Origin of the sequence: Bacillus sp. FSL W8-0645 (assembly GCF_038007905.1) — a bacterium.
Taxonomy (GTDB): Bacteria; Bacillota; Bacilli; order Bacillales; family Bacillaceae; genus Bacillus; species Bacillus pumilus.
This window is the reverse complement of record NZ_JBBOYC010000001.1, coordinates 433,596-459,060: the sequence shown is the minus strand read 5'-3', so window position 1 is coordinate 459,060 and position 25,465 is coordinate 433,596. Positions and strand designations below refer to the sequence as shown.

Sequence of the window (25,465 nt, the reverse complement as noted above, 5' to 3'; positions counted from 1 at the left end):
TTGATCCCATAGAAAAAAGACCTTGTTACAGGTCTCTTCGCATTGGCTTAGCGTTCACATGCAATCCCGTCTTTATCACGGTCAAGTCGCTTATTTTTTTGGTAAAGTGCTTTTGACACATACGGCTTGTACTTTGTTTTGCCGCCTTTGTTTTTCGTGTTTTTGCTTTTCGCTACGCCGCCTTTATAGACTTTGTTCAGCGCTTTGCAGTTTTTGTAGGACTTGACTGTTTTTGCATCTGCAGTGTGGGTGTCGACTTGTGTAACGCTTAGTAAAAGACCTAAGGACAAGACAGCCACCATGATTTTTTTCAACATGTAGAATCCCCCTATTTTTTCTATTTTTACATTTTTATCATATGTCACCACTTTTTGTTTTTCAAGACTATTGAGCTAAATATATTGATTTTTTTGGAATAAAACATGCTTTATATCCTATGTGGTACACTGAGTGGGAAACCTTTCCGGTTTTGACACGTATATGAAGAGAGGAGTTTTTCACATGAAAATGAAATATACCATTCTATATGTAAACGATGTTGAGGCAAGTATTCATTTCTATCAACATGTACTTGGCTTTCCTATGAAACTTAGGGTTGAATCCTATGTTGAGTTTGATACTGGAGATGTGACCTTATCAATTAACTCACGTCAGGATGTCAAAGATGCACTTGGATTGCCTGTCCCTGAAGCAAATCAATCCTCTCAAACGTTTGAGATTGGGTTTGTTGTGGATGATGTGGAACAAACCATTGCATCAATGAAGGAAAAAGGGGTTTCGATCATCAAAGAACCTGCAAAAAAACCATGGGGTCAAACCGTCGCTTATGTCGCTGATCCTGATGGTCATTTCATTGAAATATGTGATGCCGTCTCCTAATTCTCTTTAAAGGAGTGAATCAGTATGAGAAAAAAACATGCCTTTATCGCCGGTGTTTGTTCGATGATTGTGATTTGCAGTGCAGCTATTATTTTGCAGCACCATGAGTGGATAGGATGGGTCAGTGGTGGAATCTCTATTATTGGCGTCATGATATCTGGACTTCTAATGGGTGCTTGGACAAGCGGAGAAGAGACGCGAGCAACCTATCATTCTGAAACAAAAGAGCATCGCATGTGGCGTCTTGATACGGCCTTTCTCATGATGATCTTTGCACTTCCGCACATGGCAGTGTCGATCTTTTATGTTTTGATGTAAACACTTGCTAAAAGGAGTTAGTCATATGGCTGTTTTTATCTTATTCGTTGTATTTGGCTTCCCTATTATTTCTGTGCTGATTGGCATTTTTGGCACAATGCTTTTGAAGAATGTTTGGATGCCGACTTTGATTGTCCTGTTAGCCAGCGTCATTCTCATGTACTCATACATTGGCGGGGATGAATCCTTTCTCATTTGGGTCGTCATCTACACCGTCTTTACGTTGATCGCTGCATGGATGACAAAGCGGTTTCGGTTCAAGTAAAAAAGAACAGTTTGCACTGTTCTTTTTTTGATCAAATATCGGCGCACCATAGCTCAATTTCAATTTTCAGCTCAGGCCATCCTAAAGCTGATACATAAGCAACCGTCATTGATGGATAAGCTGTTTTGAAGATCGTATCCCACTGAGGATATAGATGATCCCAGTCGATTTCTTCTGTTGCCCATATATTGACCTTGATGACATGCTCTTCATTCAATCCTTCTGATTCAAGGATTTTTTTGATATTTTCAAACGTATTGGTTACCTGGTCGTTTAAACTTGATGGTACCTGTCCATCGATATCTGTTCCGACTTGACCGGATGTAACAAATAATCCCGCGCCCTTTGGTACTCTTGTGATATGACTATAGCTGCCAACGGGCTTCGGCATACTTTCTGGGTTTTTTCTCGTGATTTTTTCCATATGATGTCCCTCACTCACTTTGATTTTTCTGCTAGATTTCTCTTCATGTAGACAGACTTCACCAATTTCTATCTATCCTAAAAGAAAACAGCAGTGGAGTATCCATAGCCACAAGGTAAGAACATCAATATTTTCTTTTTCATGACCGGAACACTCCTTTTGATTGCGTGAGCAAGGTTTTGATTAACTATATAGTACCTGAAAAGAGACGTTCAGTCAAAATAGTTTATAGACGATAACGCGCAATGTCTTGATTCAATCGTATGCTTAGTTCATTGAGCCTTTCTGCTGCTTTTGCCACATTGGATATGGCTGTCACTTGTTCGTCTGTGGATGCGGTGATCTCTTCGATCGCAGCGGCATTTTCCTGAGAAATATGGGCTGCGCCCAGCATGGCTTTTGTGATGAGGTCGTTTTGCTCTAGTAATGCATTCAGCTCTTTTGCCATTGCGTCTGTTTCAACGATGGTTTGTGAAATCGACGTAGAGATGGCATTGAATTCATGTTCTGTTGCATGTACCGCGTCATCTAACTCAGCGAAACGATCCATTGTGTTTGACATCATGCCGGCTGTTGCCGTCGTTTCTTCTTTAATGCCTTGTACCATTTGCTGAATTTGCACTGCTGATTGTTTTGTCTGCTCAGCTAAATTTCGCACTTCACTCGCCACAACCGAGAAGCCCTTGCCGTGCTCTCCTGCGCGTGCTGCTTCTATGCTGGCATTCAACGCAAGTAAATTCGTCTCATTTGAAATACTTTCAATTGTATCTGTAATTTTAGAGATATCCTGTACTTTTGTACTTAATTGCTCAATGCCTGCTCGAATGCCTTGAGACGCTTGAATGGATTGTTCATTTGATTGTTTTAATTGCTGAACAATTTGCTGGCCCTGCTGCGAAGATTGATTTGATTGGTCAGAGATTCGTTTAATTTGGTCACTTTGTTCTTTGACGTTCTCAATCGATTGATTGAACTGGGTCATTTGTTGATTGGCTACATCAAGGTCAGATGCCTGATGAAGCGTTCCAGTCGAAATGTCGCCAATCGCTCGGCCAATCTCTTCACTGCTAGCTGAGGTTTCTTCAGATATTGCTGATAAATCTGTGGCTGATTCGACGAGTTGACTGCTCGTTTCCTGTAGACCGCTTACAAGTGTCCGGAGTTCTCCTGACATATGATTAAAGCCTTTTGCCAGCTGTCCAATCTCATCTGTTGTTTCTTTTAAACTCGTGCGTTCAAGATTCCCCGCCGCAATTTCTTTTGAAGCAGCAGTGACTTGCTTGAGCAATCTGACCTTTCCTCGAGCAGCTAAATAAAAGACGCCAAGACTGAGAAGAGCGACACCTGCTGTAATGAGCATGATATAGAGCTTCATCTGCTCTAATTCTTTATAAAATTCATCCTGGAAGACGGCGATGCCGATACTCCAATCCCAGGGCGTGAACTGGCTCATATAGGCAAGCTTTTGCTTTTCTTCCCCAGTGGCATCGTCCTTATCTAAATAGGTCACATAGTGTGCATCCTCGCCTTCTGATTTGGCTCCAGCGACCATTTTTTCACGATTGGTCGTGTTATCTGGAATGACGCCAATGTCATTGACAGGATGGACTTGAGAGGAATAATCTGCTCCATACGCGACAAGATAGCCTTTATTTTTATAAATAAAATCTGATTTTTGAAATTGGTACCCTTTCCCGTTGTCATTTTTTGGCCCGCTCAAGTAAATACGGGCTTGTTCCTGTGCCTGTTCAAGCGTCAGTTCTTTTTTCTCTACACGATCATTCAACTGTTCAAGTGTAGCCATTGCTCCGCTGACGATGTGCTTTAAATCTGCTTTCCCCGCATCAATTAAGACATGTTTCGCTAATAAATACCCCGTTGTCCCAACAAGTCCACCGGTTAAGATTGTGATGACGATAATGGCAGACATTAATTGAAAAAAGACACTTCTTGACGCAAACATTTTCCTTTTCATATACAAATTCCCCCTTACTTCATATATCGACAAATGGGGTAAAGTATTAAAAAGTCATCAAAAAATCCCTTTCACTCGTTGGAAAGGGATTTTCTAATTATCGAGCTGTTTCTTTAAGAATGGCTTGATAGAGATCATCTGTTGGCGTGAGGCCACATACTTCTTCCAGCACACCTTCAATGCCTTTTTCTTTTCTTAATTCCTGCAAACGAACCGCTTCTTCGTCTTCGGCAAAGTCATAAGCGAGAGCTGCAGCAATGCCTTTGATTAAGTACACTGGCTGCTTGATCTTTTTCGCCGGACCGATTAAACGGTCATCTGCTCCTAGCTTTCTAAGAGGAGAGCGTGCGACACGAGTGACTTCGTCGGAGATAAAAACATTTTCGAATCGTTTGATGATTTTTTGAATATACGCATCATGTTCGTCTTTTCCAAAGTCATATGTGTCGATTAAATAACTGCCTGTTTCGTGCAGTGCCCCTTCAACCACCTGGCGAATCTCTGATGTATCGACGGCTTCTTTAATCGTTTGAACGCCTTGCTGATACCCGACATAAGCCGCTAGTGCATGTCCTGTATTGACAGTAAAGAGCTTGCGTTCAATATACGGCGTCAAATCTTGTACAAAGGTCGCTCCGTCAATCTGAGGAACATCTCCAATAAAGCCAGTCTTATCAATGACCCACTCGAAAAAAGGCTCGACTGATACTTTTAGAATGTCCTCATGGTGCTGAATCGGCACAATGCGGTCCACAGCAGCGTTTGGAAAACCAACTGTTTTTGATAACGCTTCTTGTTCCTCTTCTGTTAGATGAGAGAAAACAGCTTCTTTTAAATGAGAGCTGCCTCCAATCATATTTTCACATGCCACGATATTGATGATATGGTCAGGCTTTTTCTGTTTCAATCCTTCAGCAATGGATGAAGCAATGATCTTCAAAACGGTTGGTCCAACAGCTGTTGTAATCAAATCAGCTGATGCCACTGCCTCTGTTAATGCCACTGGGTTTTGTGCAGAATTGATCGCTGTCACTGGGCCGACTACTTCTTGCTTCTGACCTGGTGCTGCGAGTTCAACCGTGTATTCTCCTCCTGCATTCAGCTCGTTGATGACCGCTTCATTTACATCAGTGAAGACAAGCTCAAAGCCTGATGTTTTTAACAAAGAACCGATAAACCCTCTGCCAATATTCCCTGCTCCAAAATGAAGTGCCTTCATGTTAGTTCACCTCGTTAAAGATGGCGATCAGTTCATCCTGATCCTTTGCATGAATGATGCGCTCTACATTTTCCTCTTCTGAACAGACAATCGCAATTTGAGAAAGAATATCGAGGTGTTCATTGTTTTTACCTGCGATGCCAAAGACGACTTTGGCGATATTTCCTTCGCCGTATTCAACGCCATCTGGAATTTGAATGATGGAAATCCCAGAATGAAGGACAGCTGCTTTCGCATCTTCTGTTCCATGAGGAATCGCAATCCCGTTGCCCATAAATGTAGACGAAATATTTTCTCTTTCAAACATTTTGTCTACATAATCACTTGTGACATAGCCATTTGCCACTAGGACTTCACCTGCTTTTTTAATGGCTTCTTCTTTCGAGCCTGCTTGTTCGTTTAGAAAAATATTGTCTTTTGATAGTACTTGTTTCATGAATGATCACACCTTTTCTTAGAATAGAAAATCAGGAAAACAACCAAAACGGGGAGTTCAATGAAGAAAAATTGAACTCAACCCGTTTCACCATGTTATTTTTTCAATTTCTCAATCAGCTCATCGTATTTTGGGCTGTTTAAGAAATTATCAACTGAGATATGCACAGCGCCTGGCAATTTTGCCTTGGCTCTGTCTGTTAAATCTTTATGAGTGAAGACCACATCGGCATCATTTGGAATGTTGCTGATGGATGTGTTTGTCACATCAATATCAAGCTCTGCCTTTTTGACTTTATTCTTTAAGATGGATGCGCCCATTGCACTTGAGCCCATTCCTGCATCACAGGCAAAGATGATTTTGTTCACATCATCTGGATTGACATCGCTTGGAGAAGCTGCTTGTTCATTTGCTTCAGCACCTTCCTTTTGTGCTGTAAGAGCAGCTGCTGCTGCGCTTTTCTTCCCTTTCATGTCCTGCATTTTTTCTGTTGCTGCTGTTAAGTCTTCGTCAACTGCTTTTGATGCTTTTAAAATCACAGAAGCGACAAGGAATGATACGACGGCTGCCACGACAACACCTGCTAGAACAGCAAGATGTCCGCCTTTTGGTGACATCAGCATGAGAGCGATAATACTTCCTGGTGACGGCACAGCCTTTAAGCCTGCATTTAACAAGGTAAAGGTCAGAACGCCGCTCGCTCCCCCTGCAATAACAGCCAAAATGAGCTTTGGTTTCATTAAGATGTACGGGAAGTAAATCTCATGAATTCCTCCTAAAAATTGAATGACAATCGCACCCGGTGCAGACTGCTTTGCATTCCCTCTTCCGAAGAACATGTATGCAAGTAGAACACCTAAACCTGGCCCTGGGTTTGTTTCAAGTAAGAACAGAACGGACTGTCCTGTCTTCGCCGCTTGCTCTACCCCTAAAGGACCTAAGATTCCTTGGTTAATCGCATTGTTTAAGAACAAAACTTTCGCTGGTTCAATGAAAATACTTGCCAGCGGAAGCAGATGTGCATTCACAATGATATCTACACCTGCCGCAAGGGCTTTATTTAGACCAAGTACCACTGGTCCGATGGCGTAGAAGGCAATCGCGACAAGAATGGCACCTAGAATTCCTGCCGTAAAGTTATTCACAAGCATTTCAAAGCCCGATTTGATTCGATCTTTGAAGAGCTGATCAATTTTCTTAATCAAGTAACCGCCAAGTGGTCCCATGATCATGGCACCTAAAAACATTGGAATGTCCGAACCGACTATGACCCCAATCGTCGCGGTTGCACCGAGTACCCCGCCTCGATGGTCGTATACGAGTTTACCGCCTGTGTAACCGATTAAGAGCGGCAGTAAGTAGTTGATCATTGGGCCAACAAGTGAAGCTAACTGTTCATTTGGCAAATAGCCACTCGGAATGAATAATGCCGTAATGAGCCCCCAAGCGATAAATGCGCCAATATTCGGCATAATCATACCGCTTAAATAGCTTCCAAAGCGCTGTACTTTTACGCGGAATCCGCTTTTTTCCTGCATCTATGAAAACTCCTTTCTTCTTTCCCTTTATTTAGGGCTTTATAGGTCAAAAGATATAAGAACAAGTGTCAGTGAAGCCCTTAACCTTATCGTAAAACGCTTTCACTTTCCCTTCAATTGAAACTAAAAGTCACTTTGTCACTTAGTGTGTGACAAAATTGAAATATGATGTGAATTCTCTGTCAGAGCAAAGGACAAATGGGTTAAAAAGATTGACGTGCCGTGGTTTTGACGCAAAATTCATTGGAATTTCACAATTTTCAAATCGTCTCTTCTTGTTTCCTCTTCTTAAATCGAATAGGCTTATACATGATCAAACCTATTCAATCAAGAAATGTCTGCGCAGACATGACACAGAAAAAGTGAACCATTTTGCTGTTTGTTTCGTTTACCTTTTAGAGTGAGCGGCACAATAGGAGGAGCGGTTTTTTCTGTGACTCACAGTTTACTGCCGCTTTCTTTCTGATACATGAGACATTTTCATAGGTAGAAAGGCGGTTATTCACTTGTTGAAACATAGTAAGTGGCTTCTGCTCCTTATCGTCACGTTCGCTTTTTTCATTCCAAAGGAAGCATTTGCTCATGCATACGTCGTCAGCTCGAATCCAGCGGCAAATGAAGAGCTGGAGAAGCAGCCTCCTTCGGTCTCTATCACATTTAGTGAAGGAATCGAAAGTGGATTTCATGCCATTAAGGTGCTAAATGCAAAAGGTGATCGTGTGGATCAAGGAGATACGGTCATTAAAGATCAAAAAATCATGGAAGCTGCTTTAAAAAAGGATTTACCAAAAGGAATTTATACCATTCAATGGAATGCGGTATCAGCAGACGGGCACTCTGTCTCTGGCATGATCCCGTTTAGTATTGGCAAAGCGGATGGCGGTTTTGACCAATTAGATCAAGGTCAAACGAATGAATCTATTGATGTTGCCTCGACCATTGACAAAGCCTTTCTTTATACGTCGTTTAGCTTATTTCTCGGGACCATTTTGTTTGGACTGTTTTGGTTTAGGGCAGCCATTTCACCTGTATTAGCGAAACGAATGAAATGGCTTTTGACATTGTCACTGATCATGATGGGCGGAGCACTCGTGTTCCAGCTGCCGATTCAAACAAAATCAGCAGCAGACGTGTCTTTTTGGGGAGCATTTCAGCCATCGCTTTTACAAGAAACCATTGCGTCGACTTCTGGCGGTAGTTTGTGGATGATGCTCATGGTGTCATTTGTTCTTCTGACCATTTGGAGCATTGTTGCGATGAAAAAAGGGGATTTTACTTCTTTTCGGGTATGGTTGTTTCCACTGCTCCTATTCGCAGTGCTTCTCTGGCTGAAGGCACAAATCGGACATCCAGCAGCAACCGATAATAAAATACTGACAACGTCACTTGATTTCATCCATCTCGTTTCTGCATCGATCTGGGTCGGTGGTTTAACAGCCATTGTGCTTTTATTGTTGAAGAAGCTGCCAAATGAAGATCAGCCGCTCATACGGAATACGTTAACGGCGTTTCATCCTTGGGCACTGCTCTCTGTTGGACTCATTGTGTTTTCAGGATTTGTAAATGCGATCTTTATTTTGCAATCGTTTGATGCTCTTTTCGAATCAGCATACGGACGAACCTTTTTAATCAAGCTTGGTTTATTTATCTTGATGGGCATTCTTGGGCTTGTCCATTACTTGATGCTGAGATGGGAAAAGAAACAGAAACAGAACGTTTCGTTACGAGCTGAGTGGATCATCGGAATCGCCATTTTGTTATTAACAGCTGTGTTCACCAATATTCCGAGCCCTCCTCCGCCTGCACCTGAGCCGTTCTTCGGCGCAAACCAAGTGGAGCATCGTGACATTGTGTCCATGAGCATTACCCCGAATGCCCCGGGGAAAAACACATTCGAGGTCGCATTTACGAAGAAGGATGGACAAACGATTACTGATATTCAATCTGTGTCAGCCAAGATCCATAAAGTCGCCTTATTCGGTGAAGAGAAACCGAGTGAATTTCAGCTGAAACGATTAAAAAATGGTCATTACTCTGCTGAAAATCTCTTGTTAAATGAAAAAGGCACTTGGAAAATTGAAATCCATGCGTTAACTGGTTCTTTTGAAAATATCGATACCACATTTATTAGAAGAAACTAAAAGGAGTTCATACCATATGAAAAAATACGTTAAAGCTTTATTACCAATGCTTCTCGCTTCATTTTTATTGGCGATTCCTGTGAGTGCTCACGTCACAGTCAAACCTGATACGTCTGCGACAAATGCGTGGGAAACCTATACGTTAAAAGTTCCTTCTGAGAGTGACAGTCCAACGACTAAGGTTGTCGTGACAATACCTAAAGGCGTAGAATTCCAACAATACGAGCCTGTCCCTGGATGGAAAACATCAACTGAAGAAAAAGATGGCAAGGTGACAAGAGTGACTTGGGAAGCAAACGGTAAAGGCGTGCTTGCCGGACAGTTCCAGCAATTCGTTTTTGTAGCGAAAAACCCTGAAAAAGCAGGGGAAGCTGCATGGGATGCGTATCAATATTATAAGGATGGAACGGTCGTTGAATGGACTGGCGATAAAGATGCTGATAAGCCGCATTCGATCACAAACATTGTGGCATCTAATACGGTAACGGATTCCCATGGTCAAGAAAAACCAAAGGAAGAAAAGGCATCTGAAACAGCCTCCAATTCTCCTTCACCACTTGTGCTAGGGTTGTCCATTGCTGCTCTAGTCGTAGCACTGATTGCGCTTGTGCTTGCTTTTAGAAAGAAATAATTGATTCGTAAGCGATCGTTTTCACGGGAACGATCGCTTTCATTTCTTTCCACCTTATTTGAACACGAGATGCAAGGCTTTGCCTGCAAGCTAGGAAGATCACCCCCATTTTCCCAACCTATTATTACCAATATAGGATTGAATAGGATGATGACGCATGCCATAATGAGACACATGACCACCTAGGAGGCTATAAGATGAACCATCTAATTATATTTGCTCATCCCCAGCAAAGCTTGAATCAAACCTTATTAGATCTTGTTGTCAGCACTCTTTTGAACAATGGTCATAAAGTGACTGTTCGTGATGTTTATGCTCTTGGTTTTTCGCCAGAACTAAGCATCTTGGAAAAGGCTGCGATCAAACGGGGTGATCTCCCAATTGCCATTCAAACTGAGCAGAAGCTGATTCAGCAAGCAGATGTCCTAACGTTTATTTTCCCCATTTGGTGGACAGGCTTACCCGCTATGCTAAAGGGCTATGTAGAACGCGTTTTTTCTGAGGGCTTCGCTTATCAAATCAATGAGTATGGGGCTATTGAAAACCTGCTTTGGCACAAAAAAGGTGTCATTATCAACACGCACGATGCTCCAAGGACCTTTCTTGACTCTAACCGGATCGTTTCCGCTTCCCACCGAATGACAGCAGATACAGAAGTCTTCAATTTTATTGGGGTTGAGCCTGTTGAACGGCTTTTGTTCAGCAGCATGGAGCAGGCATCAGCAGATTACATCCACGAAATTCTGAAAGAAACAAAAGAAACGGTGGAGCAGCTTTTCCCGCCGGCTGTTTAACATAAAAAAGACTGCCGAGATTCCTTATTCGGACAGTCTTTTTCACGTTTATTCGTCTAAACCAATGGATACATATTTGGTTTCTAAATAGGGTTCGATCCCTTCGATGCCGCCTTCACGGCCAATTCCGCTTTCTTTCATTCCTCCGAATGGTGCTTGAACAGCCGATGGGCCGCCATCATTCCAGCCAATAATCCCGTAATCAAGATTCTCTGAGATGTAGAGGCCGTTTCGATAATTTTCTGTAAAGAAATAAGCTGCAAGACCAAAAGGTGTATCGTTCGCTAATTCAATCGCTTCATCTAGCGTTTTGAACGTCGTAATCGGTGCCACTGGTCCAAAGGTTTCTTCATGCATGATGTTCATGGAAGTGTCCACATGTGTGAGAACCGTTGGCTGGACAAAATAATACGACTTGTGATCATCGAAATGAGTATCTCCGCCGACAAGGATTTTCGCCCCTTTATCGACTGCATCTTGAATTTGGCTGACAATTTTATCAAAGCCACGCTTGTTGATAATTGGGCCGATGGATGTGCCCTCTTCAAAGCCATTTCCCACTTTCAGCTTTTCGACCTCTTTGCTGAAGCCTTGAGCAAATGCCTCATGAATGTCTTCATGCACAATTAAGCGGTTGGCACAGACACAGGTTTGTCCTGCATTACGGAACTTAGATGCCACTGCTTGTTTGACAGCTAGTTCAAGATTGGCATCTTTGTCTACGATGAGCGGGGCATGACCGCCAAGCTCCATGGATACGTGCTTGACTGTGCTGGCACTGTTTTTAATCAAATGCTTTCCGACTGGTGTTGAGCCTGTAAACGTGATTTTGCGAATCAATGGACTATCTGTGAATATTTCACCGACTTCTTTTCCATCTCCAACCACCCATTGCAGGGCATCCTCTGGAATTCCGGCTTCGTGGCCTAATTTTACAAGTTCAATAGCCGTCAGCGGCGTGTCTTCAGCAGGCTTCACAATAAAGGTACAGCCCGCCGCAAGTGCTGGTGCTGCCTTTCTCGTGATCATGGCTGCTGGGAAATTCCACGGTGTAATGGCCGCAACAGGACCAACTGGCTGCTTTGTGACGAAAAGGCGTTTGTTCGTCGTATGTGACGGAATGGTTCTGCCGTAGATTCGTTTGGCTTCCTCTGCGTACCATTCAATATATCCAGCCGCATAAACGATTTCGCCTAATGCTTCTTGATACGGCTTCCCGTTTTCTTCCGTGATGATTTTTGCAAGCCTTTCTTTATGTTCAATCATGAGATCAAACCACTTGCGAATGATATTGGCACGTTCATGCGCTGACGTTTTTGCCCATACTTGGAATGCTTGATGTGAGCGCGAAATGGCGTCTTCGATCTGTTCTTTTGTATGCTGAGCAACTGAAGCAATTTCTTCTCCTGTTGCAGGATTATACACTTTGAGTTCGTTTGTCATGCTCTACCGTCTCCTTCGTTCTTGGATTCATTACATATAGTATATACCCAATGAGTGCCCAACCTAAAAGCAATATCCATTCAGCTGGCCATGATAAGGAAGCCGGCATCCCTGGAAAATAAAATGAAAGAAAAAGGAGACTTAGCCCGATGGCTAAAACGCCTGTCGTCCGCCAATATTTAATGCGGTATGGACGCTCAAGCTCTGGTTCCACTTTGCGAAGTCTCATAAAGGCAATGGACACAATTAAGTACCCGACGATGATCCCGACACCACCTGCATTGACAATCCATACGAGGGCAGGGCGCCCTAATAATGGAGCGAAAAAAGCCAAAGCACCAAGAAATAAAATGGCATTTGTCGGCGTTTTATACTTTGGATGAATATACGCAAACCATTTGGAAATCATGCCTCTTTCCGCCATCGCGTATAGAATACGGCTGGCACCGATAATAAAAGCATTCCAGCTCGTCACAATCCCTGCTACACCGCCAATGACAAGCACTGTCCCAAATGCTTGATGACCGAGAAGCTGCACCATGGCATCTGCTGTCGCCAATGAAGAGGCTTCAAGCTGTCCTTTTGATAGCCCCGCAGCTACCCCAAAGACAATAAGCAGATAAAATACGACCGCACTCACGATGGAGATAATTAAAATTCTCCCAATGATTTTCTTTGGCGCATTAATCTCTGCTGCTACTTGCGGAATCACATCAAACCCAACGAATAAAAAAGGAATCATGACTAATACGGCCATAAGACCGCCAACCCCGCCTTGAAACATTGGCCCAAGGTTTGCAAAATCCCCATTAAATGTCGCGCCGCCTAAAAGGAGAAAACCTGTCAGAATAATCGCTACTGTGAACACAGACTGAAAAATGGCTGCAGGCTTTGCCCCAATGTAATTCAGTGCTGTTAAAAACAATGCACCGCCCGATCCAATCAATACCCATGTGAAATAAACGTCCCATCCCCCTATATTCCATAGGAAGCCAACATGCTGTGTTGGAATCACATAATCAATAACTGTCGGCAAGGCAACAGCCTCAAACGTAATGACGGACACATAACCAAACAATACACCCCATGCTGAGACGAACGCTGATTTCATTCCAAATGCCCGCTGGACAAAGACGAGCCCTCCGCCTGTCTCTGGAATCGCAGACGAAAGCTCAGCATACGTCAGTCCAATAAAGATGACGAGAATACCGCCTATAACGAAGGCAATCACGCTGCCTAAAAATCCAGCTGTTAAAATCCAATCTCCCGAAAGTACAACCCAGCCCCATCCAAGCATTGCACCAATGGATAAAAACAGTACGTCAGACTGCGACATGGTTTTTGCCATTTGTTGTTTTTGCATACAACCATCCCCCTTTGTTGTTTAGCGTGCTTTGAAGGCATCCTCGATGATCCCTAGTCCTTCGTGAAGCAGCTCATCTGTGATGACAAGTGGTGTTAAGAAGCGAATAATATTCCCATTAATCCCCGCCGTTAATAAGAGCAGCCCGTGCTCGTTTGCAAATGCTGCAATCGCTGCGGCTGTTTTCTTATCTGGTGTACGCGTAGTTTGATCTTCCACAATTTCAATCGCCGCCATTGCCCCTAACCGGCGGACTTCCCCAATGAATGGATACGTAGTTCTCCAATCATTTGCTTTCTCCTCAATGACTTGTCCGATGTGCTCAGATCGTTGATTCAGTTGTTCTGTTTCAATAATATCAAGAACCGCTAGTGCTGCCACACAGCCTAATGGACTTCCTGCATACGTTCCCCCTAATTCCCCTGGATCTGCCGCATCAAGTAGTTCTTTTCTGCCGACGACACCGCTTAGCGGCAACCCAGCAGCAAGAGATTTTGACACCGTGATTAAGTCCGGCACCACATCAAAGTGCTCAATGGCAAAATATTTCCCTGTTCTCGCAAAGCCTGTTTGGATTTCATCTGCTACAAAGACAATCCCGTGCTGCTGACAGAATGAAGCGACATGCTGAACAAAACGTTTCGATGGTACAATGAACCCGCCCTCCCCTTGGACTGGCTCCATGACCACACACGCAACGGTTTCTGGTGCAACAGCAGCGACGAAGAATTGGTTGAATTGATCAATGATGTACTCATCGTAGGCTGCATCGCTTAATTCTTCTGGCTTCTGATAGTAATACGGGTATGGCGCTTGATACACCTCTGACGCAAATGGTCCGAACCCAAATTTATATGGCTTGACTTTACTCGTCATGCTCATCGTCATATTCGTTCTGCCGTGGAAGCCTCTTGTAAACGAGACAACGGCCTGTCTTTTCGTATATTTACGTGCAATTTTCACCGCATTTTCAACAGCTTCTGCACCTGAATTTAGGAAAATGGCTTTCTTGTCATGATCACCTGGTGTGAGGCGGCATAGCTTCTCTGCCAATTCGATATATGATTCGTACATCATCACGTTGAATCCTGGGTGGATCAGACTGTCTGCTTGTGCTTTGACGGCTTCCACAACCTTTGGATGTGAATGCCCTACATTTAACGTACCAATTGCGCCAGCAAAATCGATAAAACGTTTCCCATCGATATCGAACAGCTCGGCTCCCTTCCCTTTTGCTGCAAGATGGCGGTTGCCATTACTCACGCCTCTTGCGACGTATTGATCTCTTTTCCCCTGCCATTCCTCTGTTGAAAAACGGTTTGTTGTCGTTTGACTCATTGTCATCCATCCCCTTTATGTCTTTTTTATTATTCTGAATATTTTTTGGTATGATAGAAAGTACCAATATCATTTTTTTCATGGTACCAGAGAGGAAGGACTGAAGAGATGCTGACAATTCAACTAGATCAAACAGGGGCAAACGGATATATTTATCATCAAATTTATACGAAAATTAAAGGTGAAATTTTAAATCGAAACCTTCAGCCGCACGATCAATTACCATCCAAACGAGAATTAGCCGATGCATTAAACGTCAGCGTGAATTCAGTGAATGGCGCGTATCAGCAGCTGCTTGCCGAGGGATATTTATATTCGGTTGAACGGAAAGGATTTTTTGTGGAGTCACTAGAAACGTTTCATGAATCAGGTCAGCTGAAACCCTCTTCCCTTCCAGCAGATTTAAAGGAAGAGCCGATTGCACGAGACGATTGGTATTCCTTTTCACATATCTCAGTCAATACCACTCATTTTCCCTTTAAAAGCTGGTTGAAAAGTGAACAAAAGGCGATCAGCCTCCACCAAGAAGAGTTTGGCGAGCTTCCGCATCCACAAGGTGTGTACGAGCTTCGGGAAACGATTGCCCGGTTAATCGGGCTGGCAAGAGGCGTCAAATGCTATCCAGAACAGCTCATTTTAAGTGCAGGCACGCAGTCACTTATCCATTCGTTATCAAGCATTCTTCCAGCTGATCAAGTATACGGGTTAGAAAACCCTGGCTATCGCCGGCTCTATCAAATGCTAAAAAACAATCATCACCGAATTGAAACGATTGGCATTGATCAAAAAGGAGTGCGGATGAGTGACATTCAGAAGAAAGAGCCGAATGTGTTGATCATTACTCCTTCACATCAATTCCCAACAGGGGTGATTATGCCAATTTCCCGGCGGATTCAGCTCTTAAACTGGGCAGCCGATGAGCATGACCGTTATATCATTGAGGATGATTATGACAGTGAATTCAAGTATGGGACTGACAGCATTCCAGCGCTGCAAAGTTTGGATCGATATGACAAAGTCATTTATATGGGGACCTTTTCAAAATCATTGCTGCCCGGCTTAAGGCTAAGCTACATGGTGCTCCCGCAGCATTTATTGAGACGCTATAAGGAAGAACAGCACTTCTTCATTCAAACGGCCAACCTTTTTACACAATACACCCTTCTTCATTTTATAAAGGATGGGGCGTATCAGCGGCATATTAAAAGAATGAATGGTTTATATGAGGAAAAGCGGAAGCAGCTCATTGAAGAGCTCGACACGGTTTTTGCTGACAATGTACGGATTATTGGGGAGAATGCAGGACTTCATTTTATCGCAGAGTTCCGCTCAAACCGCACGCAGCATGAGATTTTACAGCGTGCCAAAGAAAGAAAGCTGAAAATGTATGGGATGGACCGTTTTACCCTTGATGAGCAATTACCGGGGCATCAGGAAGGCTTTGTTCCGCTCGTCCTCGGCTTCTCTCATATGCGGCCAGAGGATATTGAGCCGGCGGTAAAACGACTGTATGAGTCGATTTATGGAAAATAAAACAGCCAGCTGCTTTACTAGACAGCTGGCTTACCACCGCTCTTTATCTACGGCTAAAATGGATGACACGAGTCCAGGAAAAGCGGTCTCGATGTCTTCTGTTCTTAAAGAATAGTAGCGGTGTTTTCCGTCAATTCTCACTTTCACGATGCCTGCCTCCCTCAGCACTTTGAAGTGATGAGAAAGCGTGGATTTGGCAATATTCATTTCATACGTGCCGCATGTCCTCTCGCCTGCTTCTGCTAAGCAGCGGACAATTTCTAACCGGATTGGATCGGCCAATGCGTGCAGCACAGAAATCAGTCTCATGTCTTCTTGGGTTAGATGGATTGGATTATTCATACGATAAATGTATCGTATTTTGTGCCAACATACAATCTTCCTCACATAGTAACGATACATCCTTCGGAAACGACTAAGACCATATACAAGCTTTCTTGTGAAGGGAAGGATCTCATTTGACACGAAAGAGATGGACTGACTTATGTATAATGTTACTCGCCATGTGCTTATATGGATGCCAATCCGTCCAGCATTCCGAATCTAAACCACCTAGTGCAGAAGAGATATTAGCTCTCGATGAACAGGCAGATTTATTTCAATGGGAAGAAACGGTCTATGAAGCAAATGTAGATTGGACCCATCAACTAACCGTCACTAAAGATCTACAATTAGGTGTGATTCAGAAAACAGCTGACGAACATTTTGATCATGGCACGGCTACCCATTTGAAAAAAGGGACAGCGATTTACTCTGTAAAGGAGCGAAAAGACCTTTTGATCGCTGAACTTAACGGACAGATCATCATATATGCCGCACATGCAGAAGGATAAAATACCTGTCATAAGATAGGTGTTTTTTAAGTTTCTTTTCTTGTCATAGGTCATTGGTTTTGTTATCATTGCAAAAGTGACCACTCGGTTTCCATTGTGACCATATGGTTTTGCCGATTCGGAAAGGACTTATGAAGATGAATGAAAAGCAAGAAGAGATTTTGCGGGTTTCGAAGAAATTATTTTCTCAAAAAGGCTATATGAGTGTCTCCATGCAGTCAATTGCCGATGCCTGTAAAATATCAAAAGCGTCTATTTATAAGCTGTTTGATTCAAAGGAAGCTCTTCTATTAGAACTGATTAAATACAATCAGTGCAAAATGAGAGAGATTTCTCAGATCATTCATTCAGAAACAACGCTATCCAAAAAGGAAAAATTCACAAAGAAGATCAAGCTTGAGCTTGAAGAGTTTAAAGAGAATCATAAATTTTTGAATATGCTGTCCTTTGAAGCTTTTTCACAGCATTCACCCATTGTGATTAAGCATTTACGTGAGACACGATCCATTATCATGCAGCGGCACAGAGACATTATTTTAAGCACATATGGTGAATCTGTTGCGCCTTACGTCTGGGATCTTGTGATTGTACTCAACGGACTAATGAGAGAATTCATCTTAATGCTGGCCATCGAGCGAAAGAACATCCAATTAGAAAATGCCGCAGAAATGATTATCGGCGTGATGGACCGTGTGTCGAAAAAGCCTTGCTCTATTGAGCCTGTGCTAACAGATCAGTTGATGGACTCTTATTTGCTTTCCACACAGGACGAATATGATGAGGAAAAGCTTGTCATCTCGTACTTAACAAAGATCAAACAAGAGCTTCACACACTGTCAAACGGGGAAGAAAAGGACGATCTCCTCTCTGCGTTTGAACTGCTAAGTGAAGAATTATCAAAGGACCAACCGAGAACCTTTTTAATCAGTTCACTACTCGATTATTTAGGCAAAAACAGCGTTTTATCACAAAACGTGTCACAGCTGAAAAGCATCATCTTATAGATAAAGAAGGGATAACATGAACCAATCTACAACATCGTATAATCGATCTGTGATTGTGGGGATTTTCCTCGTTGGGGCATTCGTCGCGATTTTAAACCAAACGCTGCTCATACCAGCGATCCCACATATCATGGAGGAATTCAATATTGATGTCAGCAAAGGACAGTGGCTCACCACAGCCTTTATGCTGACAAACGGGATTCTCATCCCGATCACGGCTTTCTTAATTGAGAAATTTTCAAGCCGTTCTTTAGTTTTAACAGCGCTTAGTATTTTTACAGCCGGTACCATTCTTGCTTCATTCGCAACGAATTTTCCTGTATTACTTGCAGCGCGTATTGTGCAGGCAGCTGGCGCAGGGATTTTAATGCCGCTGATGCAAACGATCTTTTTAACCATTTTCCCGAAAGAAAAACGGGGTCAGGCAATGGGCATGGTCGGACTTGTCATATCTTTCGCACCAGCTCTTGGACCGACACTTGGCGGATGGATTGTTGATGCCTTCAGCTGGAAGTTCTTGTTCTATATTGTTCTGCCAATCGGTATCATTGATCTTATTCTTGCTTTCTTCTTAATGAAAAATGTAACGCAACAAAGAGAGGCACGTATTGATGTTTTATCTGTCATCTTGTCGTCCTTCGGTTTCGGCGGGCTGCTTTACGGATTTTCTAGTGTTGGCACATATGGCTGGACGAGTGCCACTGTCCTCATATCACTGATTGTCGGCGCTGTGAGCTTGTTCTTCTTTATTCTGCGCCAGTCGAATTTGACAAGACCGATGCTTGAATTTGGTGTCTTTAAGTTTGCGATCTTTAGCTTAACGACCTTCCTTGGGATGCTTGTCTTTGCTTTATTGATTGGGACAGAGACGATTCTGCCGCTCTATACGCAGAATGTGAGAGGATTGTCTGCTCTTGATACAGGGCTTATCTTACTGCCAGGTGCTCTCTTTATGGGACTCCTCTCACCAATTATTGGACGGATTTTTGATAAAGTCGGCGGAAAAGGGCTGGCATTAGGCGGGTTTACGATACTTACCGTGACGACCTTGCCATTTATGCTGCTCACCCTTGATTCATCCATCGCCCTCATTACGGTCGCTTACACACTGCGCTTAATTGGGGTTGGGATGATCATGATGCCGCTGACAACAGCAGGTATTAACTCTTTACCGCCTCATTTGATCCCGCATGGGACAGCGATGAATAACACGATGAGACAAGTGGGTGGTTCCATTGGGACGGCAGTGCTTGTCTCCATCATGAGCAGCTCTGCTGCAAATGCAGATTTGGCCAGTCCATTAAAATCAGCCGTTCACGGCATGAACACATCATTTATCGTGTCTGGTTTGATTGCGGTCCTTGGGCTTGTCCTCTCCTTTTTCTTAAAGGAAAAACGCGAGAATAAAGTGATGAAACAGGAGCTATCTTCCTCCTCATCTTCTTCATAAGAAAAAGAGCTCGGCATATCGCCGGCTCTTTTTTCATATACTCACGCTATATCGTCCTCCCCTAAAATACATTTGTATTTCTAGCGAAGAAAAACCTTGATAATTTAAAGAAAAGAGTTGATAATAGGAACTATTCAATTTGTGAGAAAATTTTTACTATAGGAGATGTATGCTTTGAAGGTCGTTAAATTTGGTGGCAGTTCACTTGCATCTGGCAAGCAGCTGCAAAAGGTATTTGACATTGTAACAGCAGATCCAGCTCGAAAAGCAGTCGTTGTTTCCGCACCAGGAAAACGGCATTCAACGGATACGAAGGTCACCGATCTATTAATTAGCTGTGGTGAGCAATATTTACGTTTAGGCGAAGCACACGATTTACAGGAAGCCGTCATCAAGCGGTATGCCTCGATTGCGGATGAACTTGGATTAAGTCATGACGTGATTGACACCATCCGGCAAGATCTAGATGCCCTCTTACAGGCTGATACGTCTCATCCTGAGCGATATCTTGATGCCATCAAGGCAAGCGGTGAAGACAATAACGCAAAGCTCATTGCCGCCTATTTCCGCTATCAAGGTGTCGAAGCTCACTATGTAAACCCAAAGGAAGCCGGTTTATTTGTGAGCGATGAGCCTGGTCAAGCGCAAGTCCTTCCGGAGTCATACGATCATTTGTACAAATTAAGAGAGCGCTCTGGCATCATCATCTTCCCTGGCTTTTTTGGCTTTAATCTATCGGGAGATATCGTCACCTTTTCTCGCAGCGGCTCCGATATTACCGGCTCGATTTTGGCAAATGGTTTGAAGGCAGATGTGTATGAAAACTTTACAGATGTGGATGCTGTTTATGCTGTCAATCCAACGATCGTTCATGAGCCGAAGGAGATTACAGAGCTAACGTACCGGGAAATGCGCGAGCTATCCTATGCTGGTTTTTCCGTGTTCCATGATGAAGCACTCATTCCGGCCTTCCGTGCAGGCATTCCTGTGCAGATTAAAAACACCAATAATCCCTCGGCAAAAGGCACAAAAATTGTGAACCAGCGTGATCATACAAATGGACCCGTTGTCGGAATCGCTTCAGACAGCGGATTCTGCAGCATTTATATAAGCAAATATTTGATGAACCGAGAAGTCGGTTTTGGTCGTAAGGTGCTGCAAACGCTAGAGGAATATGGGCTTACGTATGAACACGTCCCTTCTGGCATTGATGATATGAACATTATTTTAAGGCAGGATCAGCTAGAGGAGCAGCATATTGAACAAGAGCTACTCGATCGCTTGAAGCTCGTGCTTGATGCAGATGAGGTCGTGTTAGAGCCGAATCTCTCCCTCATTATGGTTGTAGGAGAAGCGATGCGTCACAATGTTGGTACCACAGCAAGAGCAGCAAAGGCGCTGTCAAAAGCGAAGGTCAATATTGAAATGATCAATCAAGGCTCTTCAGAGGTCAGCATGATGTTTGGCGTCAAAGCCGCTCAAGAAAAAGAAGCCGTTCAAGCGTTGTATGAGGAATTTTTCTCTATGTCTACTGTCCCTGTCTCTCTTTAATCAGCAGGCTGCCAGATCTCAGGATCGGCAGTCTTTTTTGTTCTCACCCGATTCACATATTAAAGTATATCTATTTCTCGTTTGATTTTGTATGATAGAGACAAACCAACTATTGTTCCGGCCTATGATCGGAGCTACAAGGAGTCCTAAAACAATGCCTCGTCAACAACTATTAAAACAGTTTCGCAATTTTCATGATGCTTCTACGAGTATTTTAAATATGATGAGTCAATTCACTGATGTAAATACACTGTTTATTGCTAAAAACGATCAAACCACCAATCAGATTGTCAAGGTGCTAAATCATGACGAGCAGCTTCTTGAAGAAGGAGAAGAAATTCCTTACGAGAAGACATTTTGCAAGCTGGCGATCGATCATCAGGATACGCTTGTGATCCCTGATATATCATTGGATGATCGTTCTAAATACTTAAAAGTCACGAAACGTCTTCAAGGCGGATCATTCATCGGAGTGCCGATTGATTTTACAGATGGTACGAACTACGGAACGATTTGCGGGCTTGATCTAAGACCGCAGCAATTCACAGAAGAGCATGTGCATATGTTTGAAACGATGGCTTCTCTATTAAGCTATGTCCTTGAATTAGACCGTGCCAACCGGCAGATTCAGCAATTATCTGTACCGATCGTCCCAGTTGTTGACGGTGTTGCCGTGCTTCCTCTCCTAGGTGATATCGAAGAGACACGTGCTCAGCATATATTAGAAACCATTTTACAGGAAAGCTACAGACTGTCGCTCTCTCATTTGGTCATTGATGTATCGGGAACAAAACGCCTGAATGAACAGAGCATTCAATATTTGGTCAGCTATGCACAAACGCTGAGACTTTTAGGGATTTCGGCTGTTCTAACAGGGATTAAGCAAGACCTTGCTTTAAGTGCGATTCAATCGAATATTTCATTTAAAGACATCACCATTCGGAAAGACTTGCCGCAGGCACTTGCTCATATTGGCTTGACGTTTACCAAAATGGAATAAGAAATGATACTCAAAAAGGGCTAAATAAATTTTAGCCCTTTTTCTTCTTTTTAAATCATGCCAGCAGCTGCAAATAAGAAGAATCGTTTCCGTCTTCAATAACTTGTGAAATCTCCTGTGCATGTGATGCGTCTGTGACACTGTTTAATTTTTGCATGATGTCTTCTTTCGATAATGCGTGGCCTGGTGCTCCCCGCGGAATATCGACTCGTTTGCTGATGATGGTGCCGTCAGATAAGGTAAGCTTCACAATCGTAAAGCGACCTTTTGGAACAGCTTCTGGATGGGGTTCTATCGTTTGATCATATCCTCTGCTCACCCGCTTCATCCATGTGCGCATGTGTGATGGAATGATTTTTTTCGTAAAGTGATCCAGCGTTAGCGTCTGTCCAAACACGGCAAGTGCGATCACGTATTCGACACTGAATCGTCCTTCTTCTCCAGTTGAAGGTGTCTGCTCAATAAGTGCGGCATCTCCGCCAGGCGGGAATAGGACATCTACTTGTTTCACCTGCTCCGGTAAGAAAGTACGCTCATTCATTAATGCTAGGATCGCATCGGCTGCATGATGCGCAGCTGAACAGAACGGGTATACTTTGAACCACAGCCCCGGCGAGACAATTCGCCACGTTGTACCATATCCCTCTAGTAAACGACTTTCCGCGCGCTCCTGATCTCCATAGAGAGAAAAGAAACCAAGCGTACCATCAAGAACCGATTTATTCCCGCCAAAACCTGAACAAGCTAAGTCCATAGACCAGACGGCTGTTTTAGCCGCTAAGCCGGCTTGTAATGGTTTCATATCAGAGCCAAACTGCTTTCTCATTCCGGCTGATTGCGCTCCAGCAAAGCCGATTGCCTTCGCCAGCTCTTCCTGCGAGACTTGTTTTAAATACCCAATGGCACATACTGCTGCAATGGCTCCGAGGGTTCCAGTATTATGCCAGCCCCTTTCATAATGCGCCTTGCCGATGGATTCGCCAAGCCTTGCCATCACTTCAACACCTGTGATGTAGGCAGCTAAAAATCGATCGCCAAACCCTTTGCCGTCTGATAGCTGTGATAGCAATGCTGGAATGATAACCGCACTTGGGTGTCCTCTCACGTCTGAATGCACATCATCATAATCAAGGGCGTGGATCAGGTAGCCGTTCAGCATGGCTGCGGATTGACGGCTGACCTTCTTCCCTTGTCCAATGACAGGAATTTGAGCTGCTCCGCCTTCTTGTTCCACCAGTGCCATGAGCTTTTGAATTCCTTCATCCTCTTTCGCAGCAAGCGCTGCTGCCGCAGCATCTAACAGACCATTTCTAGCCATTTCTACCGCCCGCTGATCTTGAAGTGGATGAGCAGACAGTACAGCCTCTGCCAGTTGTTTTGTTAGTTCCATGATCGTGACTCCAATGCCCGAACAGCAAGCTCGGCAAAGAAGGCAGCGGCAACAGGGAGTGCGCCTTCATTTAATGTAAAGGCAGGGTGATGCCATTCCTCCGTACCGCTTGTCCCCATCCATACGAAAAAGCCTGGAATGTGTTCTTGATAAAGGGCAAAATCTTCTCCGCCCGGTGACTGCTCTGCCTGAACTACTGTGAGATCCAGCGCACCTGCCGCTTCTTCGACCACCTTTGTCAAACGATCGTCATTTAACACAGAAGGCAAATACGGATGCCATCTCACATCACCTTTCGCCCCAAATCCCTCGGCAATCCCACTCACGATTTGTTTCATGAGATCGGGAATCATCGCTCTCACTTCAGGCTCAAACGTCCGAACGGTTCCTTCCATCTCAACACGATCAGGAATCACATTCCATGATGTACCGCCTTGAATGCGTGTGATACTGACGACTGCATGATGCAATGAGCTGATGCGGCGGCTGACAATTTGCTGAAGAGCACTTGTGATCTGCCCGCTGATGGCAATCGGGTCCACCGTATGATTCGGAATACCTGCATGACCACCCGTTCCTTTAATATTGATTTCAAACCGGTCTACACTTGCCATCAACGCTTTTTCTCTAATGCCTATAGTGCCAACTGGCAGGTCAGGTTTGTTGTGCATACCAAAAATCGCATCCACTCCATCTAAAACGCCTGCCTCTATGACATGTTTCGCTCCTTGCGCGACTTCCTCAGCCGGCTGGAACAAAATGCGGACCGTTCCTTTGATCTCGTGTTTCCGTTCTTTTAATAAAAGAGCCGCTCCAAAGATAGAAGCTGTATGAAAATCATGACCGCAAGCATGCATTTTCCCCGGTACCTTTGAGGAAAATGGTTCGCCAGATGCTTCTTCAATCGGAAGTGCATCAATATCAGCCCTCAGGGCAATCGTTGGTCCCTCTTGTTCTCCTTTGATTTCACAGACAACACCTGTTTGAAGAGCTGGAAAATCGAGTACGGTAATTCCTTCTTCTTCTAACCAGCCGCGCAGTTTTTTAGTCGTTTCATGTTCTTCAAATGCCAGCTCTGGATGCTCATGAAGCGCTCGGCGAATGTTAATTAAACGTTTGTTTAAAGCATCATTTCCTAATGATTTCACTGATACTCACCCCTCTAAAGAGTAAAAAGCAGCTTATGCTTCTTCAGCCGCTGCTTCTTTTTGAATAAATCGTTTTGTCCGTTCATTCTTCGTTTCATCAAATAGCTCAGTTGGTGTGCCCTGTTCAATAATATGACCATCCGCCATGAAAATCACATGGTCTGCCACTTCTCTAGCAAACGTCATTTCGTGTGTGACGATGATCATCGTTGTTTCTTGAATCGCAATGGACTTAATGACTTGAAGCACACCTGAGACAAGCTCTGGATCAAGCGCTGACGTTGGTTCATCGAGTAAAATCGCATGTGGATCAACTGCTAATGCGCGGGCAATCCCGATTCGCTGCTGCTGTCCGCCAGATAACGTGACTGGATAGCTGTCAGCCTTTTGCTCTAATCCTACCTGCTTCAGCAGCTTCATTCCTATCTCATTGGCCTGCTGCTTCGTCATTTTTTTCGTCACAAGCAGTGATTCTGTGATATTTTGCAGTGCTGTCTTGTTTTTAAATAAATTATAGTTTTGAAACACCATGGCCGTTTGTTGACGCAGGTGATGGGCTTCTTTTCGTGTATATTTAGACGCATCGAGCTTCGCATCGCCAATTTCAATCGTGCCTTCATCTGGTATTTCTAATAAATTTAAGCAGCGCAGCAAGGTGGATTTACCGGAGCCAGAAGGTCCGATAATGGCCACAACCTGCCCTTTTTGCACATCGAGATTGATTCCGTCTAAGACGACAAGGTCGCCGAATGATTTCTTCAAATTGGTGAGCTTGATCATGTCCACACCTCC

Annotated in this window: 25 protein-coding genes; 12 read left to right on the top strand and 13 right to left on the bottom strand. The window is 43.7% G+C overall.

Annotated elements, in window-relative coordinates; translation table 11 throughout:
* Positions 1-47 precede the first annotated feature (47 nt).
* Positions 48-317, bottom strand: a complete 270-nt coding sequence (locus tag NST39_RS02225; protein ID WP_003214076.1) for an excalibur calcium-binding domain-containing protein — start codon at positions 315-317, stop codon at positions 48-50.
* 184 nt (positions 318-501) lie between these two features.
* On the opposite strand from NST39_RS02225, the gene NST39_RS02220 reads away from it, so the two are divergent.
* Genes NST39_RS02220 through NST39_RS02210 form a run of 3 tightly spaced genes read left to right on the top strand, consistent with a single transcriptional unit; the run spans position 502 to position 1,462 of the window.
* Complete coding sequence (locus tag NST39_RS02220; RefSeq protein ID WP_003214168.1) at positions 502-879, top strand: VOC family protein; 378 nt, start codon at positions 502-504, stop codon at positions 877-879.
* 24 nt (positions 880-903) lie between these two features.
* Complete coding sequence (locus NST39_RS02215) at positions 904-1,197, top strand: DUF5316 domain-containing protein (RefSeq protein ID WP_341026764.1); 294 nt, start codon at positions 904-906, stop codon at positions 1,195-1,197.
* Between the two features lie 25 nt (positions 1,198-1,222).
* Positions 1,223-1,462, top strand: coding sequence for a DUF2651 family protein (locus NST39_RS02210; protein WP_044140518.1), 240 nt, complete (start codon positions 1,223-1,225; stop codon positions 1,460-1,462).
* A gap of 31 nt (positions 1,463-1,493) precedes the next feature.
* On the opposite strand, the gene NST39_RS02205 is transcribed toward NST39_RS02210, so the two are convergent.
* The 5 genes from NST39_RS02205 to NST39_RS02185 all read right to left on the bottom strand — a co-directional run bounded on the left by NST39_RS02205 (position 1,494) and on the right by NST39_RS02185 (position 7,054).
* Complete coding sequence (locus NST39_RS02205; protein ID WP_034664057.1) at positions 1,494-1,886, bottom strand: RidA family protein; 393 nt, start codon at positions 1,884-1,886, stop codon at positions 1,494-1,496.
* A 226-nt stretch (positions 1,887-2,112) separates the two neighbouring features.
* Complete coding sequence (locus tag NST39_RS02200) at positions 2,113-3,861, bottom strand: methyl-accepting chemotaxis protein (protein ID WP_044140517.1); 1,749 nt, start codon at positions 3,859-3,861, stop codon at positions 2,113-2,115.
* Positions 3,862-3,958: 97 nt separating this feature from the next.
* The gene (locus NST39_RS02195) at positions 3,959-5,080 is read right to left on the bottom strand and encodes a mannitol-1-phosphate 5-dehydrogenase (RefSeq protein ID WP_341026759.1); all 1,122 of its coding nucleotides are present in this window, start codon (positions 5,078-5,080) and stop codon (positions 3,959-3,961) included.
* A 1-nt stretch (position 5,081) separates the two neighbouring features.
* Positions 5,082-5,516 carry a PTS sugar transporter subunit IIA gene (locus tag NST39_RS02190; RefSeq protein ID WP_012008933.1) on the bottom strand — a complete coding sequence of 145 codons (435 nt, stop codon included), beginning with the start codon at positions 5,514-5,516 and terminating at the stop codon, positions 5,082-5,084.
* Positions 5,517-5,611: 95 nt separating this feature from the next.
* Complete coding sequence (locus tag NST39_RS02185; RefSeq protein WP_341026756.1) at positions 5,612-7,054, bottom strand: PTS mannitol transporter subunit IICB; 1,443 nt, start codon at positions 7,052-7,054, stop codon at positions 5,612-5,614.
* A gap of 506 nt (positions 7,055-7,560) precedes the next feature.
* Between NST39_RS02185 and NST39_RS02180 the strand changes: the two genes are divergently transcribed.
* The 3 genes from NST39_RS02180 to NST39_RS02170 all read left to right on the top strand — a co-directional run bounded on the left by NST39_RS02180 (position 7,561) and on the right by NST39_RS02170 (position 10,620).
* A complete protein-coding gene (locus NST39_RS02180; RefSeq protein ID WP_341026755.1) occupies positions 7,561-9,195 on the top strand; it encodes a copper resistance CopC/CopD family protein in 1,635 nt (544 codons plus the stop codon).
* 16 nt (positions 9,196-9,211) lie between these two features.
* Positions 9,212-9,826, top strand: coding sequence for a YcnI family copper-binding membrane protein (locus NST39_RS02175; protein ID WP_341026754.1), 615 nt, complete (start codon positions 9,212-9,214; stop codon positions 9,824-9,826).
* 197 nt (positions 9,827-10,023) lie between these two features.
* Entirely contained in the window at positions 10,024-10,620 is a 597-nt protein-coding gene (locus tag NST39_RS02170) for an NAD(P)H-dependent oxidoreductase (protein ID WP_341026751.1), read from the top strand.
* Between the two features lie 48 nt (positions 10,621-10,668).
* Here NST39_RS02170 and NST39_RS02165 read toward each other — a convergent pair whose 3' ends face one another.
* Genes NST39_RS02165 through gabT form a run of 3 tightly spaced genes read right to left on the bottom strand, consistent with a single transcriptional unit; the run spans position 10,669 to position 14,764 of the window.
* Complete coding sequence (locus NST39_RS02165; protein ID WP_341026749.1) at positions 10,669-12,063, bottom strand: NAD-dependent succinate-semialdehyde dehydrogenase; 1,395 nt, start codon at positions 12,061-12,063, stop codon at positions 10,669-10,671.
* On the bottom strand, positions 12,038-13,426 hold the full coding sequence (locus tag NST39_RS02160; protein ID WP_341026746.1) for an APC family permease: 1,389 nt from the start codon (positions 13,424-13,426) through the stop codon (positions 12,038-12,040). Before NST39_RS02160 ends, NST39_RS02165 begins: the two co-directional genes overlap by 26 nt.
* 21 nt (positions 13,427-13,447) lie before the next feature.
* Positions 13,448-14,764 carry a 4-aminobutyrate--2-oxoglutarate transaminase gene (gene gabT, locus NST39_RS02155; RefSeq protein WP_341026744.1) on the bottom strand — a complete coding sequence of 439 codons (1,317 nt, stop codon included), beginning with the start codon at positions 14,762-14,764 and terminating at the stop codon, positions 13,448-13,450.
* A 108-nt stretch (positions 14,765-14,872) separates the two neighbouring features.
* Between gabT and gabR the strand changes: the two genes are divergently transcribed.
* Positions 14,873-16,297, top strand: a complete 1,425-nt coding sequence (gene gabR, locus NST39_RS02150; protein WP_341026742.1) for a MocR-like transcriptional regulator GabR — start codon at positions 14,873-14,875, stop codon at positions 16,295-16,297.
* Between the two features lie 30 nt (positions 16,298-16,327).
* Here the strand turns inward: gabR and NST39_RS02145 are convergent, their stop codons facing one another.
* Complete coding sequence (locus NST39_RS02145; RefSeq protein ID WP_341026739.1) at positions 16,328-16,639, bottom strand: ArsR/SmtB family transcription factor; 312 nt, start codon at positions 16,637-16,639, stop codon at positions 16,328-16,330.
* A gap of 116 nt (positions 16,640-16,755) precedes the next feature.
* Here NST39_RS02145 and NST39_RS02140 point away from each other — a divergent pair, with 116 nt between their 5' ends.
* The 5 genes from NST39_RS02140 to NST39_RS02120 all read left to right on the top strand — a co-directional run bounded on the left by NST39_RS02140 (position 16,756) and on the right by NST39_RS02120 (position 22,135).
* Positions 16,756-17,130, top strand: a complete 375-nt coding sequence (locus NST39_RS02140) for a hypothetical protein (protein ID WP_341026737.1) — start codon at positions 16,756-16,758, stop codon at positions 17,128-17,130.
* Between the two features lie 137 nt (positions 17,131-17,267).
* Positions 17,268-18,134: a TetR/AcrR family transcriptional regulator gene (locus NST39_RS02135; protein WP_223250691.1), complete on the top strand. Its 867-nt coding sequence runs from the start codon at positions 17,268-17,270 to the stop codon at positions 18,132-18,134.
* 16 nt (positions 18,135-18,150) lie between these two features.
* On the top strand, positions 18,151-19,584 hold the full coding sequence (locus NST39_RS02130; protein ID WP_044140504.1) for an MDR family MFS transporter: 1,434 nt from the start codon (positions 18,151-18,153) through the stop codon (positions 19,582-19,584).
* 174 nt (positions 19,585-19,758) lie between these two features.
* Positions 19,759-21,135: an aspartate kinase gene (locus NST39_RS02125; protein ID WP_065098798.1), complete on the top strand. Its 1,377-nt coding sequence runs from the start codon at positions 19,759-19,761 to the stop codon at positions 21,133-21,135.
* Positions 21,136-21,289: 154 nt separating this feature from the next.
* Positions 21,290-22,135, top strand: a complete 846-nt coding sequence (locus NST39_RS02120) for a GAF domain-containing protein (RefSeq protein WP_283924150.1) — start codon at positions 21,290-21,292, stop codon at positions 22,133-22,135.
* 55 nt (positions 22,136-22,190) lie between these two features.
* Here NST39_RS02120 and NST39_RS02115 read toward each other — a convergent pair whose 3' ends face one another.
* From NST39_RS02115 to NST39_RS02105, 3 genes are read right to left on the bottom strand one after another with little or no spacing between them, the layout of a single operon-like run.
* Complete coding sequence (locus NST39_RS02115; RefSeq protein WP_283924149.1) at positions 22,191-23,525, bottom strand: MmgE/PrpD family protein; 1,335 nt, start codon at positions 23,523-23,525, stop codon at positions 22,191-22,193.
* Complete coding sequence (locus tag NST39_RS02110) at positions 23,516-24,673, bottom strand: amidohydrolase (RefSeq protein WP_185108315.1); 1,158 nt, start codon at positions 24,671-24,673, stop codon at positions 23,516-23,518. The genes NST39_RS02115 and NST39_RS02110 overlap by 10 nt, the downstream gene beginning before the upstream one ends.
* A 33-nt stretch (positions 24,674-24,706) precedes the next feature.
* Entirely contained in the window at positions 24,707-25,453 is a 747-nt protein-coding gene (locus NST39_RS02105; protein WP_044140499.1) for an amino acid ABC transporter ATP-binding protein, read from the bottom strand.
* Between the last annotated feature and the right edge of the window lie 12 nt (positions 25,454-25,465).